Source organism: Nocardiopsis sp. NPDC006139 (assembly GCF_040614155.1).
GTDB classification, from domain to species: domain Bacteria; phylum Actinomycetota; class Actinomycetes; order Streptosporangiales; family Streptosporangiaceae; genus Nocardiopsis; species Nocardiopsis changdeensis.
On record NZ_JBEXTT010000042.1, the window covers coordinates 1 to 24,743 of the forward strand.

At 73.0% G+C, this 24,743-nt stretch carries 26 protein-coding genes; 24 read left to right on the forward strand and 2 right to left on the reverse strand.

Annotation, left to right across the window (positions count from 1 at the left end; all coding sequences use genetic code 11):
• Positions 1 to 286: 286 nt before the first annotated feature.
• Positions 287 to 847 (reverse strand): ferritin, encoded by a 561-nt coding sequence (locus ABZ249_RS31630; RefSeq protein WP_355270058.1) that lies wholly within the window; start codon positions 845 to 847, stop codon positions 287 to 289.
• A 330-nt stretch (positions 848 to 1,177) separates the two neighbouring features.
• Here ABZ249_RS31630 and hisD point away from each other — a divergent pair, with 330 nt between their 5' ends.
• From hisD to ABZ249_RS31680, 10 genes are all read left to right on the forward strand, one after another.
• Positions 1,178 to 2,401 (forward strand): histidinol dehydrogenase, encoded by a 1,224-nt coding sequence (gene hisD, locus ABZ249_RS31635; RefSeq protein ID WP_355270085.1) that lies wholly within the window; start codon positions 1,178 to 1,180, stop codon positions 2,399 to 2,401.
• Positions 2,402 to 2,499: 98 nt separating this feature from the next.
• Complete coding sequence (locus tag ABZ249_RS31640; protein ID WP_355270060.1) at positions 2,500 to 3,597, forward strand: histidinol-phosphate transaminase; 1,098 nt, start codon at positions 2,500 to 2,502, stop codon at positions 3,595 to 3,597.
• 31 nt (positions 3,598 to 3,628) lie between these two features.
• Positions 3,629 to 4,222 (forward strand): imidazoleglycerol-phosphate dehydratase HisB, encoded by a 594-nt coding sequence (hisB, locus tag ABZ249_RS31645; protein ID WP_306371343.1) that lies wholly within the window; start codon positions 3,629 to 3,631, stop codon positions 4,220 to 4,222.
• Between the two features lie 2 nt (positions 4,223 to 4,224).
• Positions 4,225 to 4,383, forward strand: a complete 159-nt coding sequence (locus ABZ249_RS31650; RefSeq protein WP_220562468.1) for a hypothetical protein — start codon at positions 4,225 to 4,227, stop codon at positions 4,381 to 4,383.
• A gap of 13 nt (positions 4,384 to 4,396) precedes the next feature.
• The gene (gene hisH / locus ABZ249_RS31655) at positions 4,397 to 5,059 is read left to right on the forward strand and encodes an imidazole glycerol phosphate synthase subunit HisH (protein WP_355270063.1); all 663 of its coding nucleotides are present in this window, start codon (positions 4,397 to 4,399) and stop codon (positions 5,057 to 5,059) included.
• A gap of 31 nt (positions 5,060 to 5,090) precedes the next feature.
• A complete protein-coding gene (gene priA, locus ABZ249_RS31660) occupies positions 5,091 to 5,840 on the forward strand; it encodes a bifunctional 1-(5-phosphoribosyl)-5-((5-phosphoribosylamino)methylideneamino)imidazole-4-carboxamide isomerase/phosphoribosylanthranilate isomerase PriA (protein ID WP_355270065.1) in 750 nt (249 codons plus the stop codon).
• Entirely contained in the window at positions 5,837 to 6,610 is a 774-nt protein-coding gene (hisF, locus tag ABZ249_RS31665) for an imidazole glycerol phosphate synthase subunit HisF (protein ID WP_355270067.1), read from the forward strand. Before priA ends, hisF begins: the two co-directional genes overlap by 4 nt.
• A gap of 229 nt (positions 6,611 to 6,839) precedes the next feature.
• Complete coding sequence (locus ABZ249_RS31670; protein WP_355270069.1) at positions 6,840 to 7,418, forward strand: peptidoglycan-binding domain-containing protein; 579 nt, start codon at positions 6,840 to 6,842, stop codon at positions 7,416 to 7,418.
• A gap of 269 nt (positions 7,419 to 7,687) precedes the next feature.
• Positions 7,688 to 9,664 carry an ABC transporter ATP-binding protein gene (locus ABZ249_RS31675; RefSeq protein WP_355270071.1) on the forward strand — a complete coding sequence of 659 codons (1,977 nt, stop codon included), beginning with the start codon at positions 7,688 to 7,690 and terminating at the stop codon, positions 9,662 to 9,664.
• Positions 9,661 to 11,517 carry an ABC transporter ATP-binding protein gene (locus tag ABZ249_RS31680; protein WP_355270073.1) on the forward strand — a complete coding sequence of 619 codons (1,857 nt, stop codon included), beginning with the start codon at positions 9,661 to 9,663 and terminating at the stop codon, positions 11,515 to 11,517. Before ABZ249_RS31675 ends, ABZ249_RS31680 begins: the two co-directional genes overlap by 4 nt.
• A gap of 13 nt (positions 11,518 to 11,530) precedes the next feature.
• Here the strand turns inward: ABZ249_RS31680 and ABZ249_RS31685 are convergent, their stop codons facing one another.
• On the reverse strand, positions 11,531 to 12,535 hold the full coding sequence (locus ABZ249_RS31685; RefSeq protein WP_220562461.1) for a sugar isomerase: 1,005 nt from the start codon (positions 12,533 to 12,535) through the stop codon (positions 11,531 to 11,533).
• 151 nt (positions 12,536 to 12,686) lie between these two features.
• On the opposite strand from ABZ249_RS31685, the gene hisI reads away from it, so the two are divergent.
• The 14 genes from hisI to ABZ249_RS31755 all read left to right on the forward strand — a co-directional run bounded on the left by hisI (position 12,687) and on the right by ABZ249_RS31755 (position 24,635).
• Positions 12,687 to 13,031 carry a phosphoribosyl-AMP cyclohydrolase gene (gene hisI, locus ABZ249_RS31690; protein WP_220562460.1) on the forward strand — a complete coding sequence of 115 codons (345 nt, stop codon included), beginning with the start codon at positions 12,687 to 12,689 and terminating at the stop codon, positions 13,029 to 13,031.
• Positions 13,028 to 13,777 (forward strand): Trp biosynthesis-associated membrane protein, encoded by a 750-nt coding sequence (locus ABZ249_RS31695; protein ID WP_355270076.1) that lies wholly within the window; start codon positions 13,028 to 13,030, stop codon positions 13,775 to 13,777. The genes hisI and ABZ249_RS31695 overlap by 4 nt, the downstream gene beginning before the upstream one ends.
• Positions 13,777 to 14,049: an HGxxPAAW family protein gene (locus tag ABZ249_RS31700; RefSeq protein WP_220562458.1), complete on the forward strand. Its 273-nt coding sequence runs from the start codon at positions 13,777 to 13,779 to the stop codon at positions 14,047 to 14,049. The genes ABZ249_RS31695 and ABZ249_RS31700 overlap by 1 nt, the downstream gene beginning before the upstream one ends.
• 315 nt (positions 14,050 to 14,364) lie before the next feature.
• Complete coding sequence (locus ABZ249_RS31705; RefSeq protein WP_355270077.1) at positions 14,365 to 14,724, forward strand: CD225/dispanin family protein; 360 nt, start codon at positions 14,365 to 14,367, stop codon at positions 14,722 to 14,724.
• A gap of 201 nt (positions 14,725 to 14,925) precedes the next feature.
• Positions 14,926 to 15,342, forward strand: a complete 417-nt coding sequence (locus ABZ249_RS31710) for a DUF2752 domain-containing protein (protein WP_355270086.1) — start codon at positions 14,926 to 14,928, stop codon at positions 15,340 to 15,342.
• Between the two features lie 43 nt (positions 15,343 to 15,385).
• Positions 15,386 to 15,757 (forward strand): CD225/dispanin family protein, encoded by a 372-nt coding sequence (locus tag ABZ249_RS31715; protein WP_355270078.1) that lies wholly within the window; start codon positions 15,386 to 15,388, stop codon positions 15,755 to 15,757.
• Between the two features lie 243 nt (positions 15,758 to 16,000).
• Entirely contained in the window at positions 16,001 to 16,807 is an 807-nt protein-coding gene (gene trpC, locus ABZ249_RS31720) for an indole-3-glycerol phosphate synthase TrpC (protein WP_355270079.1), read from the forward strand.
• Between the two features lie 258 nt (positions 16,808 to 17,065).
• Positions 17,066 to 18,283 (forward strand): tryptophan synthase subunit beta, encoded by a 1,218-nt coding sequence (gene trpB, locus ABZ249_RS31725; RefSeq protein ID WP_355270080.1) that lies wholly within the window; start codon positions 17,066 to 17,068, stop codon positions 18,281 to 18,283.
• Positions 18,283 to 19,089 carry a tryptophan synthase subunit alpha gene (gene trpA, locus ABZ249_RS31730; RefSeq protein WP_355270081.1) on the forward strand — a complete coding sequence of 269 codons (807 nt, stop codon included), beginning with the start codon at positions 18,283 to 18,285 and terminating at the stop codon, positions 19,087 to 19,089. Before trpB ends, trpA begins: the two co-directional genes overlap by 1 nt.
• Before the next feature lie 337 nt (positions 19,090 to 19,426).
• The gene (locus ABZ249_RS31735; RefSeq protein ID WP_220562451.1) at positions 19,427 to 19,933 is read left to right on the forward strand and encodes a MauE/DoxX family redox-associated membrane protein; all 507 of its coding nucleotides are present in this window, start codon (positions 19,427 to 19,429) and stop codon (positions 19,931 to 19,933) included.
• Between the two features lie 49 nt (positions 19,934 to 19,982).
• Complete coding sequence (locus ABZ249_RS31740) at positions 19,983 to 20,960, forward strand: thioredoxin domain-containing protein (RefSeq protein WP_220562450.1); 978 nt, start codon at positions 19,983 to 19,985, stop codon at positions 20,958 to 20,960.
• 55 nt (positions 20,961 to 21,015) lie between these two features.
• Positions 21,016 to 22,110 (forward strand): prolipoprotein diacylglyceryl transferase, encoded by a 1,095-nt coding sequence (gene lgt / locus ABZ249_RS31745; protein WP_355270082.1) that lies wholly within the window; start codon positions 21,016 to 21,018, stop codon positions 22,108 to 22,110.
• Positions 22,111 to 22,252: 142 nt separating this feature from the next.
• On the forward strand, positions 22,253 to 23,413 hold the full coding sequence (locus tag ABZ249_RS31750) for a hypothetical protein (protein WP_355270083.1): 1,161 nt from the start codon (positions 22,253 to 22,255) through the stop codon (positions 23,411 to 23,413).
• Positions 23,414 to 23,657: 244 nt separating this feature from the next.
• Positions 23,658 to 24,635 (forward strand): hypothetical protein, encoded by a 978-nt coding sequence (locus ABZ249_RS31755; RefSeq protein WP_355270084.1) that lies wholly within the window; start codon positions 23,658 to 23,660, stop codon positions 24,633 to 24,635.
• Positions 24,636 to 24,743 lie beyond the last annotated feature (108 nt).

The following is a 24,743-nucleotide window of genomic DNA, read 5'->3' on the forward strand; positions in this document are numbered from 1 at the left end:
GCGCCCCGCTGGTGGACCCGCCCCAGGCGAGGCCGAGTGCCTGCCAGGTGATCACGGCCGTGTAGGGCCCGCGCGCCCGGTTCCGACCGGGCGCCCCCGCCGGGTGTCCGAGCTGTTTTTTTCGAACCCCGGCCGTACTCCGGCCCGCCCGACGAATGGCGGAAGGTCCTCAACGGACGGCCTGCGGCCGCACGCTTCCCCCGAGGACCACTCCTCCGGGCCCGGAGAACCCCGCCGGGCTCCTCACGGACCCCGGCGGCACAGGGGAACACCTGGAGAACAGGCCCTAGGAAACGGCGGGGCCGGCGGTGGCCGGAGCGCTCTGGCTGCCGTTGTCCTCGCTGGGCATGTCGCGGGCGACGAAGGTCTCCACGTCGAACAGATTCCCGTTGGAACGGTCCACCACGTTCAGGAGGGTGGACATCTTGGCGATCTCCTCCACCTGCTCCTGGATGAACCACTGCAGGAACTGCTCGCCGGTGTAGTCGTCCTCGTCGCGGGCGACCTTGGCCAGCCGCTGGAACTGGTCGGAGACCTCGCGCTCCTGGCGCAGGGCCAGGGCGACCAGGTCGCGCGGCGCGGCGAACTCGGTCTCGATCTCGTCCACGCCCTGGAGGGCGAAGTCGACGTCCCGGTCGATGAGGTAGCGCACCAGCATCATGGCGTGGTCGCGCTCCTCCAGGGACTGCTCGTAGAACACCCGGGCCAGCTGGGGCAGGTCGTGCGTGTCGAACCAGGCGGCGAGGGCCACGTACTGGTGGGAGGCCGTGAACTCGTGCCGCACCTGGTCGACGAGGAGACGGTGGAACTTGGAAAGGCCACTATCGCTGCTCTTGTTCGAAGTCATGCCCCTACAATAGCCCATGCAAAGCCATTATCGGAAATCAGCGAAACGCCGAAGAATTCGTTAGGCAAGCCTTTCCAAGCCTTTCTTGGGTTCATTTAGGTAAGGTATGCCAAAGTAAGGCGGAACTTATTTCGCGTTTTCGTTCCCGCTGGTGGCGAATGCCCCGAAGGCGGAGACCCGCCCCATCGGTGCCGGTGTGGTGTCCACCATCCGGACGCCCGAGCCCACCCGTCGGGCATCGCCCCCTAGACTGGGGGCGTGATCAGTCGAATCGACCTCCGAGGCAGCCAGGACGACCCCCGCGACGCCCTTCCGCGCGCGGCCATGGACGTGGCGGACGCCGCCGAGCGCGTGCGCCCCCTGTGCGAGGACGTCCGCCATCGCGGTGTCGAGGCGCTGATCGAGCTCACCGAGCGCTTCGACGGGGTCCGGCTCACCGACATCCGCGTCCCCAAGGACGCGATCGACGCCGCCCTGGCCGGCCTCGACCCGGCCGTGCGCGCCGCGCTGGAGGAGTCCATCCGCCGCGCCCGCAAGGTCCACCGCGACCAGCGCCGCACCGACCACACCACCGAGGTCGTCCCCGGCGGCACCGTCACCGAGCGCTGGATCCCGGTCGACCGGGTCGGCCTCTACGTGCCGGGCGGCCGCGCCGTCTACCCGTCCAGCGTCGTCATGAACGTCGTCCCCGCCCAGGAGGCGGGCGTGCGCTCCCTGGCGGTCACCTCGCCGCCGCAGAAGGAGTTCGGCGGCCTGCCGCACCCCACCATCCTCGCCGCCTGCGCCCTGCTCGGCGTCGACGAGGTCTACGCCGTGGGCGGCGCCCAGGCCGTCGCCATGTTCGCCTACGGCGCCGGCGGGTGCGCCCGCACCGACATGGTCACCGGCCCCGGCAACATCTGGGTCGCCGCCGCCAAGCGCCTTCTCAAGGGGGTCATCGGCATCGACGCCGAGGCGGGCCCGACCGAGATCGCCGTCCTGGCCGACGCCACCGCCGACCCCGACCACGTCGCCGCCGACCTCGTCAGCCAGGCCGAGCACGACGTGGTGGCCGCCTCCGTCCTGGTCACCCCGGACGAGGCCCTGGCCGACGCCGTCGTCGACCGCCTGCGCGTCCGCGCCGCCGCCACCCGGCACGCCGACCGCGTCCGCGAGGCCCTGTCCGGGCCCCAGTCCGGCATCGTCCTGGTCGACGACCTCGACCACGGGCTCGACGTCGTCAACGCCTACGCCGCAGAACACCTGGAGGTCATGACCGCCGACGCCGCCGCCGTCGCGGCCCGTGTGCGCAACGCCGGGGCGATCTTCGTCGGCGCCTACGCCCCGGTCTCCCTCGGCGACTACGCCGCGGGGTCCAACCACGTGCTGCCCACCGGCGGGTGCGCCTGCCACAGCGGCGGCCTGAGCGTGCAGACCTTCCTTCGCGGGGTGCACGTGGTCGAGTACGACCGCGACGCGTTGGCCGACGTCGCCCATCACGTCATCACCCTCGCCGAGGCCGAGGACCTGCCCGCCCACGGCGAGGCCGTCGCCGCGCGGTTCCCCACGGCCTAGCCGGAGCCGCGACCGACCGGACGGTGCGGCGCCCCGGACCCCGCCCGGGTCCGGCCCGCCTCCGCGGGCACCGCGCGCCGCACCGACCACGACCGACCATGAGCGTGACACCCGTGAGCTTCACTCTGAACGACCTGCCCCTGCGCGACGACCTGCGCGGCCGCTCGCCCTACGGGGCCCCGCAGATCGACGTGCCGGTGGTCCTCAACACCAACGAGAACCCGCACCCGCCGTCGGAGCGGCTGGCCCGCGCCCTGGCCGACGCCGTCGCCGAGACCGCGGCGGGCCTGAACCGCTACCCCGACCGCGACGCCGTCCGGCTGCGCCACGGCCTGGCCGAGTACCTCGGCCACGGGCTGACCATCGCCAACGTGTGGGCGGCCAACGGCTCCAACGAGATCCTCCAGCAGATCCTCCAGGCCTTCGGCGGGCCCGGCCGCACCGCGATGGGCTTCGAGCCGTCCTACTCGATGCACCCCATCATCTCCCGCGGCACCGGCACCGCCTGGGCGGCGGTGCCCCGCACCGCCGACTTCCGGATCGACGTGGACGCCGCCCTGGCCGCCATCGCCGGGCACGAGCCCAGCGTCATCTTCCTGACCTCGCCCAACAACCCCACCGGAACGGCCCTGCCGATCGCCGACATCGAGCGCATCGCCGCCGCCGCGCCGGGCGTGGTCGTCGTGGACGAGGCCTACGCCGAGTTCCGCCGGGAGGGCACCCCCAGCGCCCTGCGCCTGCTGGCCGACCACCCGCGCCTGATCGTCTCGCGCACCATGTCCAAGGCGTTCGCGCTGGCCGGGGCCCGCCTGGGCTACCTGGCCGCGCACCCCGCCGTGGTGGACGCCCTGCAGCTGGTCCGCCTGCCGTACCACCTGTCGGCCGTCACCCAGACCGTCGCCCTGGTCGCCCTGGACCACGCCGACGAGCTCCTGGGCGCCGTCGCCGACCTGCGCGCCGAACGCGACTCCCTGGTGGAGTGGCTGCGCGCCCACGGGTTCACCGTCGCCGACTCCGACGCCAACTTCGTCCTGTTCGGCGAGTTCGAGGACCGCACCGAGGTGTGGAAGGCCCTGCTCGACCACCAGGTCCTCATCCGCGAGGTCGGCCCGCCCGGCTGGCTGCGCGTCACCGTCGGCACCCCGCAGGAGATGGCCGCCTTCCGCGACTCCCTGCTGCGCGTCACCGGACGCTGACCCGCCCCTTTTCCCAACAGGAGGACCCACCATGAGCCGCATCGGACGCGTGGAGCGCGCCACCAAGGAGACCAAGGTCCTGGTCGAGATCGACCTGGACGGCAGCGGCGTCGCCGACGTCTCCACCGGCGTCGGCTTCTTCGACCACATGCTGGACCAGCTCGCCAAGCACGGCCTGTTCGACCTGACCGTGCGCACCGAGGGCGACCTGCACATCGACTCCCACCACACCATGGAGGACACCGCGCTGGCCCTGGGCGCCGCCTTCCGCGAGGCCCTGGGCGACAAGGCCGGCATCCGCCGCTTCGCCGACGCCAAGGTGCCCCTGGACGAGGCCCTGGCCGAGGTGACCGTCGACGTGTCCGGCCGCCCCTACCTGGTGCACAGCGAGCCCGAGGGCATGGCGCCGACCATCGGCCGCGACTACGACACCACCATGACCCGGCACATCCTGGAGTCGTTCGTCGCCCAGGCCCGGGTCGCCCTGCACGTCCGCGTCCCCTACGGCCGCAACGCCCACCACATCGTCGAGTGCCAGTTCAAGGCGCTGGCGCGGGCGCTGCGCTTCGCCACGGAGAAGGACCCCCGCGTCACCGGGATCCCCTCCACCAAGGGCGCCCTGTAGACATGGACGACCTGTGGGGCCTCGCCCTCATCGTGCTGGGCGGCTTCCTCGGCGGAGGCGCCTACGCCATGTGGAAGGCCAACAAACCCATCGCCGTCGCCCTGGCCGGGTGCACGGTGCTCGCCGTGGCCTCGGGCGTCCTGCGCCTGGGCTACTTCTAAGGGGAGGAACACCATGCCGCCACGCGTGGTCGTGTTCGACTACGGGTCGGGCAACCTGCGTTCGGCCCAGCGCGCCATGGAGCGCACCGGGGCCGACGTCACCGTCACCTCCGACCCGAACGCCGCGCTGGACGCCGACGGCCTGGTCGTCCCGGGCGTGGGCGCCTTCAGCGCCTGCATGGCCGGGTTGAAGCAGGCGCACGGCGACCGCATCATCGGCCGCCGCCTGGCCGGGGGCCGCCCGGTCCTGGGCATCTGCGTGGGCATGCAGGTGCTGTTCGACAAGGGTGTGGAGCGCGCCGACCCGCAGGCCGAGGACCAGGTGACCCCGGGGTGCGGGGAGTGGCCCGGCACGGTGGAGCGCCTGGACGCGCCGATCCTGCCGCACATGGGCTGGAACACCGTCCGCGCCCCGCAGGACTCGCAGCTGTTCGCGGGCATCACGCCGCAGGACCGCTTCTACTTCGTGCACTCCTACGCGGTGCGCAAGTGGGAGCTCGCCTTCGACAACCCGCGCATGGCCCCGCCCCGGGTGACCTGGGCCGAGCACGGGGAGCCCTTCGTGGCGGCGGTCGAGAACGGGCCGCTGTGGGCCACCCAGTTCCACCCCGAGAAGTCCGGCGACACCGGTGCCCGCATCCTGGCCAACTGGGTCGCCACCCTCCCGCAGACATAGTTTTCCGGACCGACGAGCACGAGAAGGCCCCATGACCGGCGAGACCAACCCGCCCGCACTCGAACTCCTGCCCGCCGTGGACGTGTCCGGCGGCCAGGCCGTCCAGCTCGTCCAGGGCAGGGCCGGGTCGGGCGGACAGTACGGCGACCCCTTCGCGGCCGCGCAGGCCTGGCAGGAGGCGGGCGCCGAATGGATCCACCTGGTGGACCTGGACGCCGCCTTCGGTCGCGGCCACAACCGCGACCTGCTGCGCGACATCGTGGACCGCCTCGACGTCAAGGTGGAGATGTCCGGCGGCATCCGCGACGACGCGTCGCTGGCCGCCGCACTGGCCACCGGCTGCACCCGCGTGAACATCGGCACCGCCGCCCTGGAGAACCCCGAGTGGTGCGCGAAGATCATCGCCGAGCACGGGGACAGGATCGCGATCGGCCTGGACGTGCGCGGCACCACCCTGGCCGCCCGCGGCTGGACCCGTGACGGCGGCGACCTCTTCGAGACCCTGGAGCGCCTGGAGTCGGAGGGGTGCGCCCGGTACGTCGTCACCGACGTCAACAAGGACGGCACCCTCAAGGGCCCCAACCTGGACCTGCTGCGCGCCGTGTGCGAGCGCACCGACAAGCCGGTGGTGGCCAGCGGCGGGGTGTCCAGCCTGGACGACCTGCGGGCCATCGCGGGCCTGGTGCCCCTGGGCGTGGAGGGCGCCATCATGGGCACCGCCCTGTACGAGGGCGCGTTCACCCTCCAGGACGCCCTGGCGACCGTGGCGGCGGAGCGATGAGCCTCGCGGTCCGTGTCATCCCCTGCCTGGACGTGGACGCCGGGCGGGTGGTCAAGGGCGTCAACTTCGAGAACCTGCGCGACGCGGGCGACCCGGTCGAACTGGCCGGGACCTACGACGCCGGGGGCGCCGACGAGCTGACCTTCCTGGACGTCACCGCCTCCAGCGGCGATCGGGAGACCACCTACGACGTGGTGCGCCGCACCGCCGACCAGGTCTTCATCCCGCTGACCGTGGGCGGCGGCGTGCGCACCACCGACGACGTGGACCGGCTGCTGCGGGCCGGTGCCGACAAGGTGGGCGTGAACACCGCCGCGATCGCCCGGCCGGAGCTGATCGGCGAGATCGCCGAGCGGTTCGGCCGCCAGGTGCTGGTGCTGTCCGCGGACGTGCGCCGCGTCCGCGGGGACGACGCGCCCACCCCGAGCGGGTTCGAGGTGACCACGCACGGGGGCCGCCGGGGGACCGGCATCGACGCCCTCCAGTGGTGCGAGCGCGCCGCCGAACTGGGGGCGGGGGAGATCCTGCTCAACTCGATGGACGCCGACGGCACCGGGCGGGGCTTCGACCTGGAGCTGATCCGGGCGGTGCGGGCCCGGGTGGACGTCCCGCTGATCGCCTCGGGCGGCGCGGGCGCGGTGGAGCACTTCGCGCCGGCGGTCGAGGCGGGCGCCGACGCGGTGCTGGCCGCCACGGTCTTCCACTTCGGCGAGTTCACCATCGCCGACGTCAAGGAGAGCCTGCGCGCGGCGGGCCACTCCGTCCGCTGACCCGGCCCTCCGAAGGACCCGGCGCCGAGCGCCGGGTCCTTTCCCTTTCCACGGGCCGGGGGGCACGCGCGAGACCCCCGCCGGGTTCACACGACTTGGACAAAATGTCCCATGGGGATAGGGAAGTCTGTCTTTTTGGAGGTATTGGCGGCGGATTTGTGAACGCGGTGCGCACCCTGCACATCCCACCATGTGACGGGGACGACACACGGGGAAAGGACCGGCCTCCATGTCAGGCACCATCACCACACGCATCACCGCCCTCCTGGCGGCGGCTCTGCTCGCGACCGCCGCGGCGCTCACGGGCGCCTCCGCGGCCTCGGCGGACGACCTCGCCGCCACGTCCGACGACACCCTCGCCGAGATCGAGGCCACGCCCTGGCCCGAGTACTCGATGGGCGACGTCGACGCCGACATCCTCGCCGCCAAGCTCCTCATCACCGAGCAGGGCTTCGACCCCGGCGCCGAGGACGCCGAGTTCGACGGCGAGTTCCGCACCGCGGTCCTCGACTACCAGGCCGCCAACGACCTGGAGGACAGCGGGACCCTGAACGCCGAGACCTGGCTGCTGCTGCGCGAGCAGACCTTCGGCGAGTACGGCCCCGGCTCCCGCGGCAACGTCGTCCGCGCCGTCCAGCACCTGATCAACGCCAAGTTCGAGGCGCACCTGGGCGTCGACGGGATCTACGGCCCGGACACCGAGGACGCCGTCCGCTGGGTCCAGGACTTCTTCGGGATCGGCGTCGACGGCATCACCGGCGAGTACACGTTCCGCGCCCTGGTCACCTACCAGGACTACGACAGGTGAGGATCCCGTAGGATCCCGCCCCACCAGGAGTCCGGCCCCTCCCCTCGGGGGGCCGGACCCGTGTCCGCTTCGTCATCGGCTGGACGGAATAGCACCGATCGGTCGGGCGCTGAAACAATCCGGTGGAACCTGTCGGTGCCGCTGGATAAGTTGGCACCGCGCGTGCCCCGTGCCCTTCGGCATGCCCGGAGGCCGGGGCACCGTGGACGGTCCGCGCCGGGAGCCCTCCCAGAGGGCCCGCCCGTGCGCGCAAGGAGAACGGGGGGCGCATGGCGCAGGGCACGGCAACCGCGGGAGAACGCACCGAGGAGGACGCCGACGGCTCGGCAGCCGCCCACCGGGGGGTGTTCGGCCGGGGCATGAAGGTCCTGTGGGTCGCCGCCCGCACCGAGCCGTGGATCTTCGGCGTCGCCGTCGTCGGCGCCATGCTGCACGCCGCCGTCACCGTCGGCTCCGCCTCCGTGCTGGGGTACCTCACCGACAACACGATCATCCCGGCCTTCGACCAGGGGGCCACCACCACCGCCGCCCTGGTCGGGGCGGGCGCCCTGCTCATGGCCGTCGGCCTGGGCAAGGCCGTCGGCATCGCCATGCGCCGCATGCTCGCCGCCCTCATGCAGTTCCGGCTCCAGGCCCGCTACCGCCGGGCCGTCGCCCGCAAGTACCTCGAACTCCCGCTGGCCTGGCACCACCGCCACCCCACCGGCCAGCTGCTGTCCAACGCCAACGCCGACGTCGAGGCCGCCTGGCAGCCGCTCGCCCCGCTCCCGATGGCCGTGGGCAGCGTCTTCATGCTCGTCATCGCCGCCGTCGCGATGCTCGTCACCGACCCCCTGCTGGCCCTGGTCGCCTTCGTCGTCTTCCCCTTCCTGGTCCTGGTCAACGTCGTCTTCCAGCGCCGCGTCTCGCCCATGGCCTCCCGCGCCCAGGCACTGCGCGCCGAGGTCAGCGGGGTCGCCCACGAGTCCTTCGACGGCGCCCTGGTCGTCAAGACCCTGGGCCGGGAGGACACCGAGACCGAGCGCTTCACCGAGTCCGCCCACCGCCTGCGCGACGCCCTCATCCAGGTCGGCCGCATGCGCTCGATGTTCGACCCCGTCATCGAGACCCTGCCCAACCTCGGCGTCCTGGCCGTCCTGCTGCTGGGCATGTGGCGGCTGTCCACCGGCGCCATCGACCCCGGCGACCTCGTCCAGATCGCCTTCCTGTTCACCCTGCTGTCCCTGCCCGTCCGCTCCTTCGGGTGGATCCTGGGCGACCTGCCCCGCAGCGTCGTGGGCTGGGACCGCGTCCAGTCGGTGCTGCGCTCGGAGGGCTCCATGGAGCACGGCGACCGCACCCTGGACGAGAGCGCCGGCGGCATCGCCCTGAGCGCCCGCGGTGTCGTCTTCTCCTACGCCGACTCCTACGACAGCGACGGCCGCGACCTCATGTCCGAGGACGCGCAGGGCCCGCGCACCACCGTCCTGGACGGCGTCGACCTGGACATCGCCCCCGGCCGCACCGTCGCCCTGGTCGGCCCCACCGGCTCGGGCAAGTCCACGCTCACCACCGTCCTGATGCGCCTGGTCGACCCCGACGAGGGCACCGTCTCCTACGACGGCGTCGACGTCCGCGAACTGGCCCGCGACCAGATCCCCCGGCACGCCGCCCTGGTCCCGCAGAGCACCTTCGTGTTCGAGGACACCGTCCGCGGCAACATCACCCTGGGCGAGGACATCGACGACGAACGCGTGTGGGCGGCGCTGCGCCTGGCCCGCGCCGACGGATTCATCGCCGAGCTCGACGGCGGCCTGGACGCCCCCCTGGGGGAGAAGGGCACCACCCTGTCCGGCGGCCAGCGCCAGCGCCTGGCCCTGGCCCGCGCCGTGGTCCGCGACCCGCGGCTGCTCATCCTGGACGACGCCACCTCCGCCGTCGACCCGCAGATCGAGGCGCAGATCCTCGGCGGCCTGCGCGAACGCGACGCCTCCGCCACCGTGGTCGTCGTCGCCTACCGCCGCGCCACCATCGAGCTCGCCGACGAGGTCGTCTACCTCGAACGCGGCCGCGTCCTGGCCCGCGGCACCCACACCGAACTCCTGGAGACCTCACCCGGCTACAACCGGCTCGTGACCGCCTACGAGCGCGCCTCCGCCGAGAACGACGCCGCGCGCGCACCCGTCCCGGAGGGCCCGGCCCCCGTCGACCCCACCCGCCGAGCCGCGGTCCGCGGCGACGACCTCACCGAGGAGACGAGCCGATGAGCGCACCCGCACCCACCCGAGAGGAAGACGAGCGCGAACCCGCGGGGTCCCGGGACGCGGCCCCCGGACGCGCCGACTCCTCGGTGTCCCTGCACCGGTCCACCGGGTCCGCGATGGACACCCTCAAGCGCGGCCTGCGCCTGTCCCCGGAGTTCGCCAAGGGCCTGTGGCTCACCCTCGCCTTCGCGGTGATCGCCACCGTCGGCAAGGTCGTCGTGCCCATCGCCGTCCAGCAGATCATCGACAACGGCATCTCCGCCGCCGGCGGCCCCGACCTGGGCTTCGTCGTCCGCATGGTCGCGGTCTGCGCGGGCCTGCTGGTCGTCACCATGGTCTGCTCCTACCTGATGAACGTGCGCCTGTACAAGGCCACCGAGTCGGGGCTGGCGACCCTGCGCCGCAAGGCGTTCCGGCACGTCCACGACCTGTCCGTGCTCACCCAGAACAGCGAGCGCAAGGGCGCCCTGGTCTCCCGCGTCACCAGCGACGTGGACCAGATCAGCACGTTCATGCAGTGGGGCGGCATCCTCCTCATCGTCAGCGCCGGGCAGCTGCTCATCGCCACCGTCCTCATGGCGGTCTACTCCTGGCAGCTCACCATCGTGGTGTGGGTGTGCTTCCTGCCCCTGCTGTTCGGGGTGCGCTGGCTCCAGAAGCTGCTGTCCAAGGCCTACCTGAAGGTCCGCGAGAACACCGGCGACATGCTCGGCGTCATCGGCGAGACCGTCATGGGCGCCGCCGTCATCCGCGCCCACGGCACCGAGGAGCGCACCGCCCGCCGCATCGACACCACCGTGGTCGCCACCCGCCGCGCCCAGGTGCGCGCCCAGCGGCTGTCGGTGGCGGTGTCCCCGTTCGCCGAGATCGTCTCGGCGATCGGCAACACCGCCGTGGTCCTGCTGGGGGTGTGGCTGGGCCTGGACGGCGACCTCACCGCGGGCCGCCTCATCGCGTTCCTGTTCCTGATGACCCTGTTCATCCAGCCGATGATGATGGCCACCGAGATCTTCAACGAGGCGCAGAACGCCATCGCCGGCTGGCGCCGCGTCCTGGGCGTGCTGGACACCGTCCCCGACATCTCCGACCCGGGCGAGGCCGGGACGGTGCTGCCGCGCGGACCGGTGCGGGTCGACTTCGACCGCGTCACCTACTCCTACCCGGACGGCCCCGTCGTCCTGGACGACGTGACGGTGACCATCGAGTCGGGCACCCGGCTCGCCGTGGTGGGGGAGACCGGGTCCGGCAAGACCACGTTCGTCAAGCTCCTCACCCGGCTGATGGACCCCGACCGGGGCACCGTCCTGCTCGACGGGACCGACTTGCGCGAGATCGCGTTCTCGTCGCTGCGCGGCCGGGTCGTCATGGTCCCCCAGGAGGGCTTCCTGTTCGACAGCTCCCTGGGCGACAACATCCGCTTCGCCCGCCCGGAGAGCACCGACGCCGAACTGCGCACCGCCATCACCGACCTGGGACTGGACGAGTGGCTGGACAGCCTCGCCCACGGCCTGGACACCCCGGTGGGCCAGCGAGGGGAGTCGCTGTCGGCGGGCGAGCGCCAGCTCGTCGCGCTCATCCGCGCCTACGTCGCCGACCCCGACCTGCTGGTCCTGGACGAGGCGACCTCGGCGGTCGACCCGCACACCGAGATGCGCATCCAGCGCGCCCTGGACCGGCTCACCCGGGGCCGCACCTCGGTGGCGATCGCCCACCGCCTGTCCACGGCCGAGGCCGCCGACCGGGTCCTGGTGTTCGACGACGGCCGCATCGTGCAGAGCGGCTCCCACGCGGAACTGGTGTCCCGGCCCGGCGTCTACGCCGACCTGTACGCCTCCTGGGTGCGCTCCTCGGCGTGACCGGGGCCGCCGGTCACCGGCCCGACTCCCGCCACAGGTGGGCGGCGACCAGGCCGGGGACCACCGTCTCGACCAGGAGGGCGACGTCGGGGTCGGTGTCGCCCGGGTAGCGCACGGTCAGCTCCGCCCCCGGCACGCTCTCGCGCCCGGGGGTGGGGCCCACCGCCACGAACCGGCCCCGCAGCTGCCCCAGGTGCTCGGAGAACCGCTCGTCGTAGGCCGACCCGGCGAACAGCAGCGCCCGGTAGTCGGTGACCGCCGCCAGGTACCGGTCGGTGTGCGACCACTCGCCGGTCTCACAGGTGTGCGCCACCGCCACCGGGCCCTTGCGCAGCAGCTGGGCGCCCTGCACCGCCGACGCGGTGCGCTCGGCCGGCGCCACCAGGTGCACCCCGTGCGGCGACTCCAGCGCCCGCGCGGCCTCGGGCACCCAGGTGTGCGCCGACGCCAGCAGCGCCTGCACTGCGTTGGCCGACCGGCGCAGCAGACTCGGCAGGTTGCGGCTGCCGCCCAGCACCGGAGCGCCCAGCCGGTGGCCCAGCAGCAGGGCCAGCCCCAGCGCGTGCTGGTAGGCCCGGCAGCCCAGCCCCGCCCGCTCGTCCCCGGCGTGCAGCGGCACCAGCAGGTCCGCGTACCGCGCCACCACGGCCTCGGAGCCCGCGGCGGCCAGCACCACCACCGGGGAGCGGCCCACGTACCGGTCCAGGACCGTGCACAGCTCCCGCTGGCCGCCGCCCAGGCTCACCCCCACCACCAGGGTCTCCGGACCCGCGGGCGGCTCCTGGGCGGACGCGGAGGAGTCCGCGACCGCGCCGATGCCGGCCAGCCTCAGCCGCGCCGCCGCCACCTCGCACACGCCCCGGGCCGCGCCGATCCCCAGGAACCGCACCGCCGCGGGCTCGTCGTCCAGCAGCGCGGGCAGCGCCGCGTACGGGTCCCAGCGCGGGAACCGCTCCGCCAGCGCGTTCAGGGAGGCGGGCATCTCCGCCAGGTCGGCGGACAGGGCCTGGGCCGTCACGGGAACCCCCACATCCGTTCGTCTGCTCGCGTCCGCCGTGCACGGCGGCTCCGGGCGCACTCTAGGACACCCGCCGCCCCGGAACGCCCGCGGCCCGCACTGGACACGCCCCGGTGACACCCGGCCGGCGGGCGGCCATAACCTGGAGGACATGAGCGTCACCAGCCTCGACCCGGCCATCGCCGCCCGCCTCAAACGCACCGAGGACGGACTCGTCCCCGCCGTCGTGCAGCAGCACGACACGGGCGAGGTCCTCATGCTCGCCTGGATGGACGACGAGGCCCTGCACCGCACCCTCACCACCGGTGCGGCCACCTACTGGTCGCGCAGCCGCGGCGAGTACTGGGTCAAGGGCGCCACCTCCGGCAACACCCAGCGTGTGGTGTCCGTCGCACTCGACTGCGACGGCGACACCCTGCTGCTCAAGGTCGACCAGACCGGGGCGGCCTGCCACACCGGCGACCGCACCTGCTTCGACGCCGGGCGCCTGCTGTGACCCCGCCCGCACCCGAGGAGACCACCGCCGCCGCGCCGCCCGCCGACCCGGCGGCGCGGCGCGCCCGCCGCGAGTTCGCCGCGGCCGTCCTCGGCCTGGCCGCCGGGGCCGGGCTGCTGCTCGCCTCCGCCGGGCGCGCCTGGGCCACCGGCGACCTCACCACAGCGGGACCGGTCGTGCCGGCCCCGGTGCAGATCACCGGCGGCGACCTCACCGGGGTCCCGGCCGGGATCGGCTGGGCCGCGCTGGCGGGCATCGCCGGGATCTACGCCGCCCGCGGGTGGGCGCGCCGCCTCATCGGCGCCCTGCTCGCCCTGGGCGGCGGCTACGCCCTGAGCGCCGTCGTCGCGGCGGCGCGCCCCGCTGCGCTGGCCGAGGCCGTCGACGCGGCCGCCGCCGCGGGCACCGCCCGCGCGGCCGGGACCCCCGCGCTCCTGGCGGCCGGTCCGGCCATGGCCGCCGCGGGCGCCGCGCTGATCGCGGCCGCCGGCGTCCTCGCCCTCCTCCGCGCCCCCGCCTGGCCGGGCATGGGGACCCGGTACGATCGGGACGCCGCACCGCGCGCGAACGCCACGGGCACACCCGCCGACCTGTGGAAATCGCTCGACGCGGGTGACGACCCCACACTCGACGCCCCCGACGGCGACACCGCTCCCGCGCGCCCCGCGGGCGGTGCCGCCACCGGGGACGGCACCGAACCCGCACCGCCGACCCCGAGGTCGGCCGACTCGAAGGAGAAGCCCTGATGGCCGCTGACGAACACCACGACGACCACGGCAACACCGTCTCCGCCTGGTTCCTCACTGTTTCCTGGATCGTCGCCTGGACGGTGGCGGCCGCCGCCATCATCCTGGGCGGGGACCTCATCACCTGGACCGTGATCGGCCTGGGCGCCAGTGTGGTCCTGGCGGTCATCGCCGGTGTGATGAAGAAGGTCGGCCTGGGCCGCAAGGAGCCGCGCCCGGTGCCGCCGACCCGCGAAGAGTGGGAAGCGTCTCGCAAGAAGGTCGCCGCCTAGCCGGCTCGCGCCCCGAACACGCCCGCCCCAGGGGATTCCACGGCCACTTCCGGACAGAACCGGAGAATCCGCAGCTCACAACGACTGAGTAACGGAAAATGGACGAAGGTCCCATGGGGCGGGTAGATTTTCTCCACCGGCCGTGACCGCGTGTACCGGCCGACTGGTGGATCGTCCCCCCGGTCTGGCAACATGCGTAGTCGCCCGCGGCGTGATCGCACCGGTGATCCGACCCTGCCCCTTCGTCGGTCCCGTCTGCCCTGCCGCACGTCGCGAGCCGAAAATCCCTTGTCCGCAGTCTGGAAAGTTGTTCCCATGAGCTATGGTCCCCCGCCCCCCGCAGGTCCCCCCGGACCCGGCGGTTACGGCCCGCCCCCCGGTGGCGGCGGCTACGGCCCGCCCCCCGGCGCCACCCCTCCCGACAACGGGCTCGTCTGGGCCATCGTCGCCATCTTCTGCTGCTGGCCGTTCGCCATCCCGGCGATCATCAACGCGACCAAGGTCAACGACCTGTGGAGCCGCGGCGACCAGGCCGGCGCCATGGAGGCCCAGGCCCAGGCCAAGAAGTGGACCAAGATCGCGTTCATCCTGGGCAGCATCAGCTACATCCTGAGCATCGGGCTGTACGCGTGCAGCGTCGTCGTCGCTCTGAGCGCCACCCCCACGTACTACTAAACGGGGAGCGTTCCCCCGACCCTCTGCCCCCGGACCGGAACCGTCCGGGGGCAGAACCTTTCCCGCCCGAGAACGACCCTTAAGCTGGTGGACGTGGAGCCCGAACACGCCGGTCCCCGACACGGGACCGCCGCCCCCGCCGAACCCGACGGACACGCCGCCCCCTCCCGGGGCCAGCGGGTCCTGCGCAGCCTGCACCGGATCCCGGCCCCCGTGTGGCCGCTGGGCGCGGGCGCCGTCTTCCTGGCCGGGGCCACCCTGCTCCACTTCGTGAGCCCCGGCGAGCCGGGCAACTACCCCACCTGCCCCTGGCTGCTGATGACCGGCACCTTCTGCCCGGGCTGCGGCACCATGCGCGCCATCGCGCTGACCACCCACGGGGACGTCCTCGGCGCCATCAGCATGAACCCGCTGCTGGCCCTGCTCGCCCCCTACATCCTGTGGGCGTACATCCGGTGGATCGCCGCCACCGTCCGTCCGCCCAAGGCGCCGCCCAGACCCACCCCGGTCTGGTTCCTGTGGACCCTCACCACCGTCATCATGGTCTTCTGGGTGGCCCGGAACCTGCCGTGGTTCTCCTTCCTGGCGCCGGGGACCCCGCTGTTCCCCGGCTGGTGACCAGAGCCGTTTCACGCATCCCCGTACCTCGAAAGGTCCGCACATGAGCTACCAACCGCCCTCCGGCGGCTACGGTCCCCCGACCGGCGGCTACGGCCCGCCCCCCGGCGGCTTCGGCGGCCAGCCCCAACCGCCCGCCGGCGGTCCGCCCAAGAACTACCTGGTGCACAACATCCTGGGCATCTTCGGCTGCACGGTGATCGGCATCATCGGCCTCATCTTCTCGCTCCAGGTGAACAGCAAGTGGCAGGCCGGGGACTACGCGGGCGCCGAGGAGTCGGCGAAGGTCGCCAAGATCATGGGCATCATCAGCCTGATCGGCTTCATCCTCATGATCGTGCTCGTGGTCGTGTACGTGCTGTTCTTCGTCGTCATCTTCGGCGTCGCCATGAGCTCCACGCCCACCACCTACTAGCGGGCACCGGCCGCGCGTTCCCGGACGTACCCGGACGAGCCGCCCGGCACCGTGCCCCGCACGACACCACCGTCGCCCCCGTCACACGCCGTGTGCGCGGGGGCGGCGGCGTTCCGGGCCCCGGGGGTCGATACGATGAGCGCACACGGCGCGAAGCAGGCCCAGCGGGCCGAGCCGCGCCCCGCGGCCCGCCCAGCTGTGCGAGCGCCGCGCCCGGCCACGACGATAGGGAGCGGTAACCACGTGAGCGTGCTCGACGAGATCCTCGACGGAGTACGCGCCGACCTGGCCGAGCGCCAGGAGGCCCTGCCCCTGGACGCGCTCAAGGAGCAGGCCGCGTCGGCGCCCACCCCGAAGGACGCCGAAGCCGCCCTGCGCCGCCCCGGTGTCCACGTCATCGCCGAGGTCAAGCGCGCCAGCCCCTCCAAGGGCCCGCTGGCCGCCATCGCCGACCCGGCCGCCCTGGCCCGCGACTACGAGGCCGGCGGGGCCGCGCTCATCAGCGTCCTCACCGAGCAGCGCCGCTTCAACGGCAGCCTCGACGACCTGCGCGCCGTCGCCCGCGCCGTCGACACCCCGCTGCTGCGCAAGGACTTCGTCGTCAGCTCCTACCAGCTGTGGGAGGCCCGCGTCCACGGCGCCTCCGCCGTCCTGCTCATCGTCGCCGCCCTGCCCCAGGAGGCCCTGGTGTCCCTGGTGGAGCGGGCCCGCTCCCTGGGCCTGATGCCCCTGGTGGAGGTCCACGACGAGGAGGAGGTCGACCGCGCCCTCGACGCCGGGGCCACCGTCATCGGCGTCAACGCGCGCAACCTCAAGACCCTGGAGGTCGACCGGGACACCTTCGCCCGCGTCGCCCCCCGCATCCCCTCCGACATCGTCAAGATCGCCGAGTCCGGCATCCGCGGGCCGCACGACCTGCTGGCCTACGCCGGTGCCGGCGCCGGAGCCGTCCTCGTCGGCGAGAGCCTTGTGCGCGGCCGCAACCCGCGCGAGGCCGTCGCCGACCTGGTCACCGCCGGGGCCCACCCCGCCCTGCGCGACCGGAACTAGGGGACGGACGGCTCCATGGGAGGAACGACGGCGCACACCGCCATCACGGCCCGCACCGGCCGCCGATGGCGATGGCTCTAGGGAATCCGCCGCGCAGCGTGCGCGTTCGCGGGTTCCCGTCGCCGCGTTGACCCGAAGTCAGAACGCGCCGCGGGCCCAGGACACGCCGCGGCGCACGGAACGGTCGGCGCGCGCACCCCGCCCGTGCGCCCGCGCGAGGGGGGTGGGCCGTCGGCCCCGCACCCGAAGGACAGTCCCATGAGCCACGATCCGCAGCTGCCCGACGCGCGCGGGCACTACGGCCGCTTCGGCGGCCGCTTCGCCCCCGAGGCGCTCATCGCCGCCCTCGACGAGGTCGAGACCGAGTGGGAGAAGGCCCGCCACGACCCGGCCTTCCAGGCCGAGCTGGCCGAGCTCCTCAAGGACTACACCGGCCGCCCCAGCGCCCTGAGCGAGGCCCGCAACTTCTCCGAGCACTGCGGCGGCGCCCGCATCCTGCTCAAGCGCGAGGACCTCAACCACACCGGCTCGCACAAGATCAACAACGTGCTGGGCCAGGCCCTGCTCACCAAGCGCATGGGCAAGACCCGCGTCATCGCCGAGACCGGCGCCGGCCAGCACGGGGTGGCCACCGCCACCGCCTGCGCCCTGATGGGCCTGGAGTGCGTCATCTACATGGGCGAGGAGGACACCCGCCGCCAGGCGCTCAACGTCGCCCGGATGCGCATGCTCGGCGCCGAGGTCGTCCCCGTCACCATCGGCAGCCGCACCCTGAAGGACGCCATCAACGAGGCGTTCCGCGACTGGGTCGCCAACGTCGACCGCACCCACTACCTGTTCGGCACGGTCGCCGGCCCCCACCCCTTCCCGAAGCTGGTCCGCGACCTGCACTTCGTGGTCGGCGCCGAGGCCCGCGAGCAGGTCCTGGAGCGGGTCGGCCGGCTGCCCGACGCGGTCGCGGCCTGCGTGGGCGGCGGGTCCAACGCCATGGCGGTCTTCGCCGCGTTCATCCCCGACACCTCGGTGGCCCTGTACGGGTTCGAGGCCGGGGGCGACGGCGCCGACACCCCCCGCACCGCGGCCTCCATCAGCTCCGGCAGCCCCGGCGTGTTCCACGGCGCCCGCACCTTCGTCCTCCAGGACGAGTACGGGCAGACGCTGCCCAGCCACTCCATCTCCGCGGGGCTGGACTACCCGGCGGTGGGCCCCGAGCACGCCTACCTCGCCGACACCGGCCGGGCGAACTACGAGGCGATCACCGACGCCGAGGCCATGGAGGCCTTCCGGCTGCTGTGCCGCACCGAGGGCATCATCCCGGCCATCGAGAGCGCCCACGCCCTGGCCGGGGCCCGCAAGCTGGGGGAGCGGCTGGGCCCCGACGCGGTGATCCTGGTGAACCTCTCCGGGCGCGGCGACAAGGACGTGGACACCGCGGCCGCCTACTTCGGCCTGATCGACGGTAAGGACGAGGCGTGATGACGACCCTCCAGAACAAGCTCGCCCAGGCCCGGGCCCAGGGCCGGGCCGCCCTCATCGGCTACCTCCCGGCCGGGTTCCCCGACGTCGAGTCCTCGATCGAGGTCGTCCGGGCCATGGTCGAGGGCGGCTGCGACGTCATCGAGGTGGGCCTGCCCTACTCCGACCCGATGATGGACGGCCCCACCATCCAGCGGGCGGCCGACGCCGCGCTGGCGGCGGGGACCACCACCGACGACGTGTTCCGGGTGGTGGAGGCGACCGCCGAGACCGGCGCGGCCGCCGTGGTCATGTCGTACTGGAACCCGATCGAGCGCTACGGAGTGGAGCGCTTCGCCGGGAACCTCGCCAAGGCGGGCGGGGCCGGGGTCATCACCCCCGACCTCATCCCCGAGGAGGCGCAGGAGTGGATCGCGGCCTCCGACACCGCGGGCCTGGACCGGATCTTCCTGGTGGCGCCCTCCTCCACCGACCGGCGGCTGGAGCTGACCACTCGGGCGTGCAGCGGGTTCGTGTACGCGGCCTCGCTGATGGGGGTCACCGGGACCCGCACCCAGGTGGCCGGCACCGCCGCCGAGCTGGTGCGGCGCACCCGGGAGGCCACCCGCGAGTCGGGGCTGCCGATCTGCGTGGGCCTGGGCATCTCCTCGGGGGCGCAGGCCGCCGAGGTCGCCGCCTACGCCGACGGCGTCATCGTCGGCGCCGGGTTCTGCCAGCGGGTGCTGGACGCCCCGGACCTGGAGACCGGGCTCATCGCGGTGACGTCGTTCGCCGAGGAACTGGCGGCGGGCGTCCGGTCCCGCTGACCGGGACGCCGAAAGGCAGGACGCAGGCGGGCCGCCCCCACACCCGGGGGCGGCCCGTTTCCCGTGTCCGGGCCGGTCAAGGGCGGGGTTAAGAAGGTTAAGCCGGTGAGAATCGGGTGAGAAGGGACCTTCGGGCTCGGGGAAACGCCGCGCGCGGGGGCTCCGCGGTGGTGTGATTGGGGGGTGGCGGACGCCGGGTCCGCCTCTTCACGCGCCCCGGTTCCAGCGCCCGGAGTCAGCGGGCGGTCACAGCCGGTAGGATCTGCATGGTCACCGAGAGCGATTGAATGGGCGCAGATTGCAACTGATCGGCCCCCGAACCCCGAAGGCCCCCGACATGGACACACCCGACGAAACCCCCGCCCCCGCCCCCGGGTCGCGCTGGGCCGCCGTCCAACCCTGGCTCACCCTCGCCTGCCGCATCGCCCTCGCCGGGATCCTCATCTACGCGGCCGTCTCCAAGTACCCGCCCGCGCTCTCCGTCCAGGCCGTCGAGGCCTACGACCTCTTCCCCCACGAGATCGCCCGCCTCATCGGCTACACCCTCCCCCTCTTCGAGCTCGCCCTGGCCGTCCTGCTCCTGGTCGGCCTGGCCACCCGCTTCACCGGAGCCGTCACCGCCCTGCTCATGGTCGTCTTCATCGCCGGGATCCTCTCGGCCATGGCCCGCGGGCTGAGCATCGACTGCGGCTGCTTCGGCGGCGGCGGCGCCGTCGACCCCGGCGAGACCACCTACGGCCTCTCCATCGCCCGCGACATCGGCTTCGCCGCACTGGGGGCCTTCATCGCCCTGTGGCCCCGCTCACCCCTCGCCCTGGACCGCCCGCTCGGCCTCTTCCGCTGACCCGCGGCCCACGACCACACCCCGACTCAGGAACAGAAGGAACACCACCATGGGGAGCGAAGCGCGCAAGCGCGCCCGTGAACGGCTCAAGGAACAGCGGGCCAAGGAGAAGAAGGCCGCCGCGCGGCGCAAGAACCTCATCGTCATCGGCGTCGCCGCCGCCGTCATCGTCCTCATCGTCGGGATCGGCTACGCCGTGCTCAACTCCGACCGCGACGAGGGCTACACCGGCCCCCTGGCGACCCAGACCCTCCAGGAGGACGGCAGCGTCGTCATGGCGAACGAGGGCGTCGAGGCCCCCGTCGTCGAGATCTACGCCGACTACCAGTGCCCCGCCTGCCGCCAGTTCGAGCTCACCAACGGCAGCCTCCTCAAGGAGCGCGCCGCCCAGGGCGAGGCCATCGTCCACTTCCGCCCGGTGAGCATCTTCGCCCAGCAGCAGGTGCCCATCAGCAGCAACTCGCTGCGCGGCGGCGCCGCCGCCCGCATCGCCGCCGACCACGGCGTCTTCGTCGAGTACAACGACCTGCTCTTCGAGAACCAGCCCACCGAGGGCCGCGAGGGCTTCTCCACCGACCAGCTCGAGCAGTGGTTCGCCGAACTGGAGACCTCGCCCGAACAGCAGCAGGAGTTCGGCGCCCGCCTGGAGGAGGAGGCCGCCGTCGTCACCGAGTTCACCGAGGAGTTCCTCCCCGCACTCACCGAGGACGCCGTCCGGGAGATCGGCCAGGAGACCCTGGGCACCATGGTCCTCAGCGACCTGCTGGCCTGGGGCGCCGACAACGGCCACGACCCCGCGTTCCTCGACGGCACCTACACCGGGGAACTCATCGACGCCACGGGCAGCGCCTACACTCGCTACAGCGGAGACAACGCGTTCCGCGGCACCCCCTCCGTCTACCTCAACGGCGTCCTGCTCGACAACAACACCGCCATGACGGTCCGGGGACTCTCCGAAGCCATCGCCTCCGCCGACCCCGGTAAGGTCGAGACCCAGCCGTTGGACAACGGGGGTGACGCGCAGTAACACCCCTGAAGACACCCCCCGCACGCGGGGCGAACCCGAGAGCAGAGCAGTGACATTGTCGTCGACAGTCAGCGAGGGCGCGGCCGCCACCGGCCGCGCCCTCGCGGCCATCCCCAGCCCGCAGGTGAACTCGATCCCGATCGGGCCCCTGGAGATCCACTTCTACGCGCTGTGCATCCTCGCCGGCGTGATCGTCGCCGTCCTGTGGAGCGAACAGCGCTGGAAGGCGATGGGCGGCGAGCAGGGCACCATCCTCGACATGGCGGTGTGGGCGGTCATCCTCGGCCTCATCGGCGGCCGCCTCTACCACGTCATCAGCGACGCCCAGCTGTACTTCGCCGAGGGGCGCGAGCCCATCCGCGCCCTCTACATCTGGGAGGGCGGCCTCGGCATCTGGGGCGCCATCCCCCTGGGCGCCGTCGGCGTGTGGATCGTCGCCCGCAAGCGCGGCCTGTCGATGACCAAGCTCTCCTTCGCCATCGCCCCCACCATCCCCCTCGCCCAGGCCCTGGGCCGCTGGGGCAACTACTTCAACCAGGAGCTGTTCGGCCGCCCCACCGACCTCCCCTGGGCCGTGGAGATCCTCCCCTACCCCGAGGGCCACCTGCGCCCCGGCATGGAGTTCGGCGTCACCACCTACCACCCCACCTTCCTCTACGAGTCCCTGTGGTGCCTGGGCCTGGCGGTCCTGCTCGCCTGGGCCGGGCGCCGCTTCGAGTCCTCCCTCCAGGGCGGGCGCCTGTTCGCCCTCTACGTCATGGGCTACTGCGTCGGCCGCTTCTGGATCGAGTACCTGCGGGTCGACCCCGCCAACGACTTCTTCGGCCTGCGCCTGAACAACTGGACCTCCATCCTGGTCTTCGCCGGCGCCCTGGCCTACTTCGTCTGGGCCGGCCGCCGCCTCGACTCCTTCTCCACCGCGGTCGTGCCCCACGGCGCCGACGCCGGCACCCAGGTGTTCGGGCCCACCGCCGACGGTGAGATGGGTAACGACGACACCGTCTACAGCACCACCGACACAGGGGATTCCGACCTCGGGACCCGGGGGGGCGACGCCGGGACGGAATACCACCCGAGCCCCGAGCGATCTAGTAGCGAGGGCTCGACCTCGAACGACGAGGGAACCGGTTCCGGGACGAAGCCCGAGTAGACACGGGAAGGACGCCGACGCCCGTCTCCACGGGCGCGGCGGCCGCGCACGACACCACATCCACACCCACGAGGGTGACGACGTGCCCGCACGTGCCCCCGTACCTTTCGAGCAGACCACGGGTTGACGATTGAGAAAGACCGTGAGCAGAGCCGAGTCCGGTCCCGGCCGTAGAGGACGCCGCGGCGGGAGCCGCCGCGCCGACACCGGCCCGATCCGCGACCGCGCCGACGACTACGGCCACGACGAGGAATACGACTACGACCCGGAGGAGGACTTCTCCGCCGAGTACGGTCACACCGCCGCCGGGGACGAAGGCGCCGGCGGGAACTCCGACACCGCACAGGACGGTGACGACGAGCGCGCCGGGTCCGGCCGCGGCCGCGGCCGCCGCCGGGGCTCCCGCCGGGCCGCCCCGGCCAAGGACGCCAGGCAGGGCGGGGTCAAGCGCGTCTCCGCGTTCTCCGCCTCCGCGATCAAGAAGGTGTCGGTCCTGGGCGACCGGCCCAACCAGATCGTGTACACACTCGCCGAGCAGAGCAAGCGCAAGCGCGGCACCGCGGTGCTGGGCGTCCTCATCGGGGCCTTCGCCCTCTCCCTGGTCGCGCTGCTGGGACTGCTGTCCTACCAGCTCTTCACCGGGGCGGGCGGCACCACCTCCGGCGGCGACACCTCCGTGGTCGCCCCGCCCGAGGGCCACAGCACCATCACACCGCAGCTCTACCTGTCCAACGCCAACCGCGACGACGTCTTCGGCCCCATCAACGAGCGCCCCGAGGGCCTGGAGCCGATGACTCAGGAGGCGGTGTTCGACCCCGTCCAGGAGGTCGAGCTGGACGGCATGAAGCTGGAGCTGCGCGACGGCGCGGTCACCGACTCCTGCACCTCCCTGGTGTGGGGCGACGACCTGGGCCAGAGCCTCATCGACGCAGGCTGCGTCAACGCCGCCTCGGGCGTCTACACCGACGCCGACGAGGAGTACGTCGCCCAGGTCACCCTGTTCGACCTGTCCGACGCCGAGGCCGCCACCGAGGTCGAGGCCGCACTGGACCCGAACAACGTCGAGTCCGGCGCCGGGTTCCTGCTCAGCCGCACCAACGACGAGATCCCCGGTCTCCAGGACGGCTACAGCGAGGCGACCGCCCAGGTCATGGGCCACTACCTGGCGGTGTTCTGGGTGGCCCGCACCGACGGCAGCCCGCCCGGGGACGACACCGACCTGGCCAAGGTCACCGTGGCGTCCATGAACGCGTTCCCCTACGTCTACAACGAGGTGATCGCCGCCCAGGCGGAGCAGGAGTAGCAGGGGGTCGGACGACCCCGACGCGCACCCGCGGACGAACGGCCGTGCTCTGAGCACGGCCGTTCGTGTTCCCCGGACGTCCCGATAGGATCTCGGACAGATCGACCGGCCCTGCCACGGCCGGGTCGAGCGGGGCGCGCGCACCGCTCCCGGGGCGCTCCCCGGCCCCCCGCCGCGCCCCCGCCGAGCGCAATCGGGTCCACCGCGCACACGCGGGCCCGTCATCCGAGGAAAGGTCCACTGGGTGTCCCCTTCTGAAGCGTCGGCGTCCGGAACAGCGGGACGCCGGAGGAAGAACAGCGAACCCGACGACGCCGAGCGCGCCTCCCGCGCGGGCGGCCGGCGCCGCGCCGGAGGGCGCCGCAAGCAGGAGCCCAAGCGGTACGGCCGGCTCATCGGCGTCGTCGTGGGCGTCCTCGTCGTCGCCCTCATCGGCCTGGGAGCCGTCCTGTACCTGAACCGGGGCGACGGCGGCGGCACGGATGGGCCCGCACCGCACACCCGGCCGGTCGCCTACAGCGTCGAGGGCGTCGGCGACAACGAGATGAACACGGTCCTGGGCACCCGCGAGGCCGACAGCCGCCCCCTCAACGAGGGCGAGCTGTTCGGCGACCGCAGCGCCGAGATCTCCAGCCGGGGCATGGAGTTCACCCTGCGGGACTCGGAGCTGTCGGAGGACTGCGCCGCCGCCGTGTGGGGGGACGAGGTCGTCCAGGCCCTGGCCGACGCCGACTGCACCCAGGCCGGGCGGGCCACCTACGTGGGCGACGACTACTTCGGCGTGACGGCGATCTTCAACCTCGCCGACGCCGAGGGCAGCCGCGCGGTGGCCGACGCCATGGCCGAGCCCGAGCTGCCCGAGGGCGAGGAGCCGCCCGCCGACGCCCCCGAGCCCGGCTTCGTGGTCGCGCCCTCGGGCGCCGAGCCCTTCGACCGCCTCGGCTCGGGCTACAGCGCCGCCGAGGCCACGGTCAGCGGCCACTACCTGGTGGTGGTGTGGGTGCAGCCCACCGACTCCGAGTCGGTCGAGGAGCGGGTGAGCCTGGCCAGCCCCATCGTGACACTGAGCAACTTCCGCGACCCGCTGTACCGCCGCCTGGTCAACCTCCGCGAGGAGGAGCCCGGCGCCGGGACCGGCACCGAGACGGTGCCCGGGACCGAGACCGTGCCCGGCACCGAGACGGCGCCAGGGACCGAGACGGCACCCGGAGCCGGGAGCTGACCTCCGGCGGGGGGGGGGGCCCCCCGGCCCCCCCCCCCCAAAAAGGGGGGCCCCCCCCCCCCCCCCCCCCCCCCCGGCCCCCCCCCCCCCGCCGCCCGCGGCCCCGGG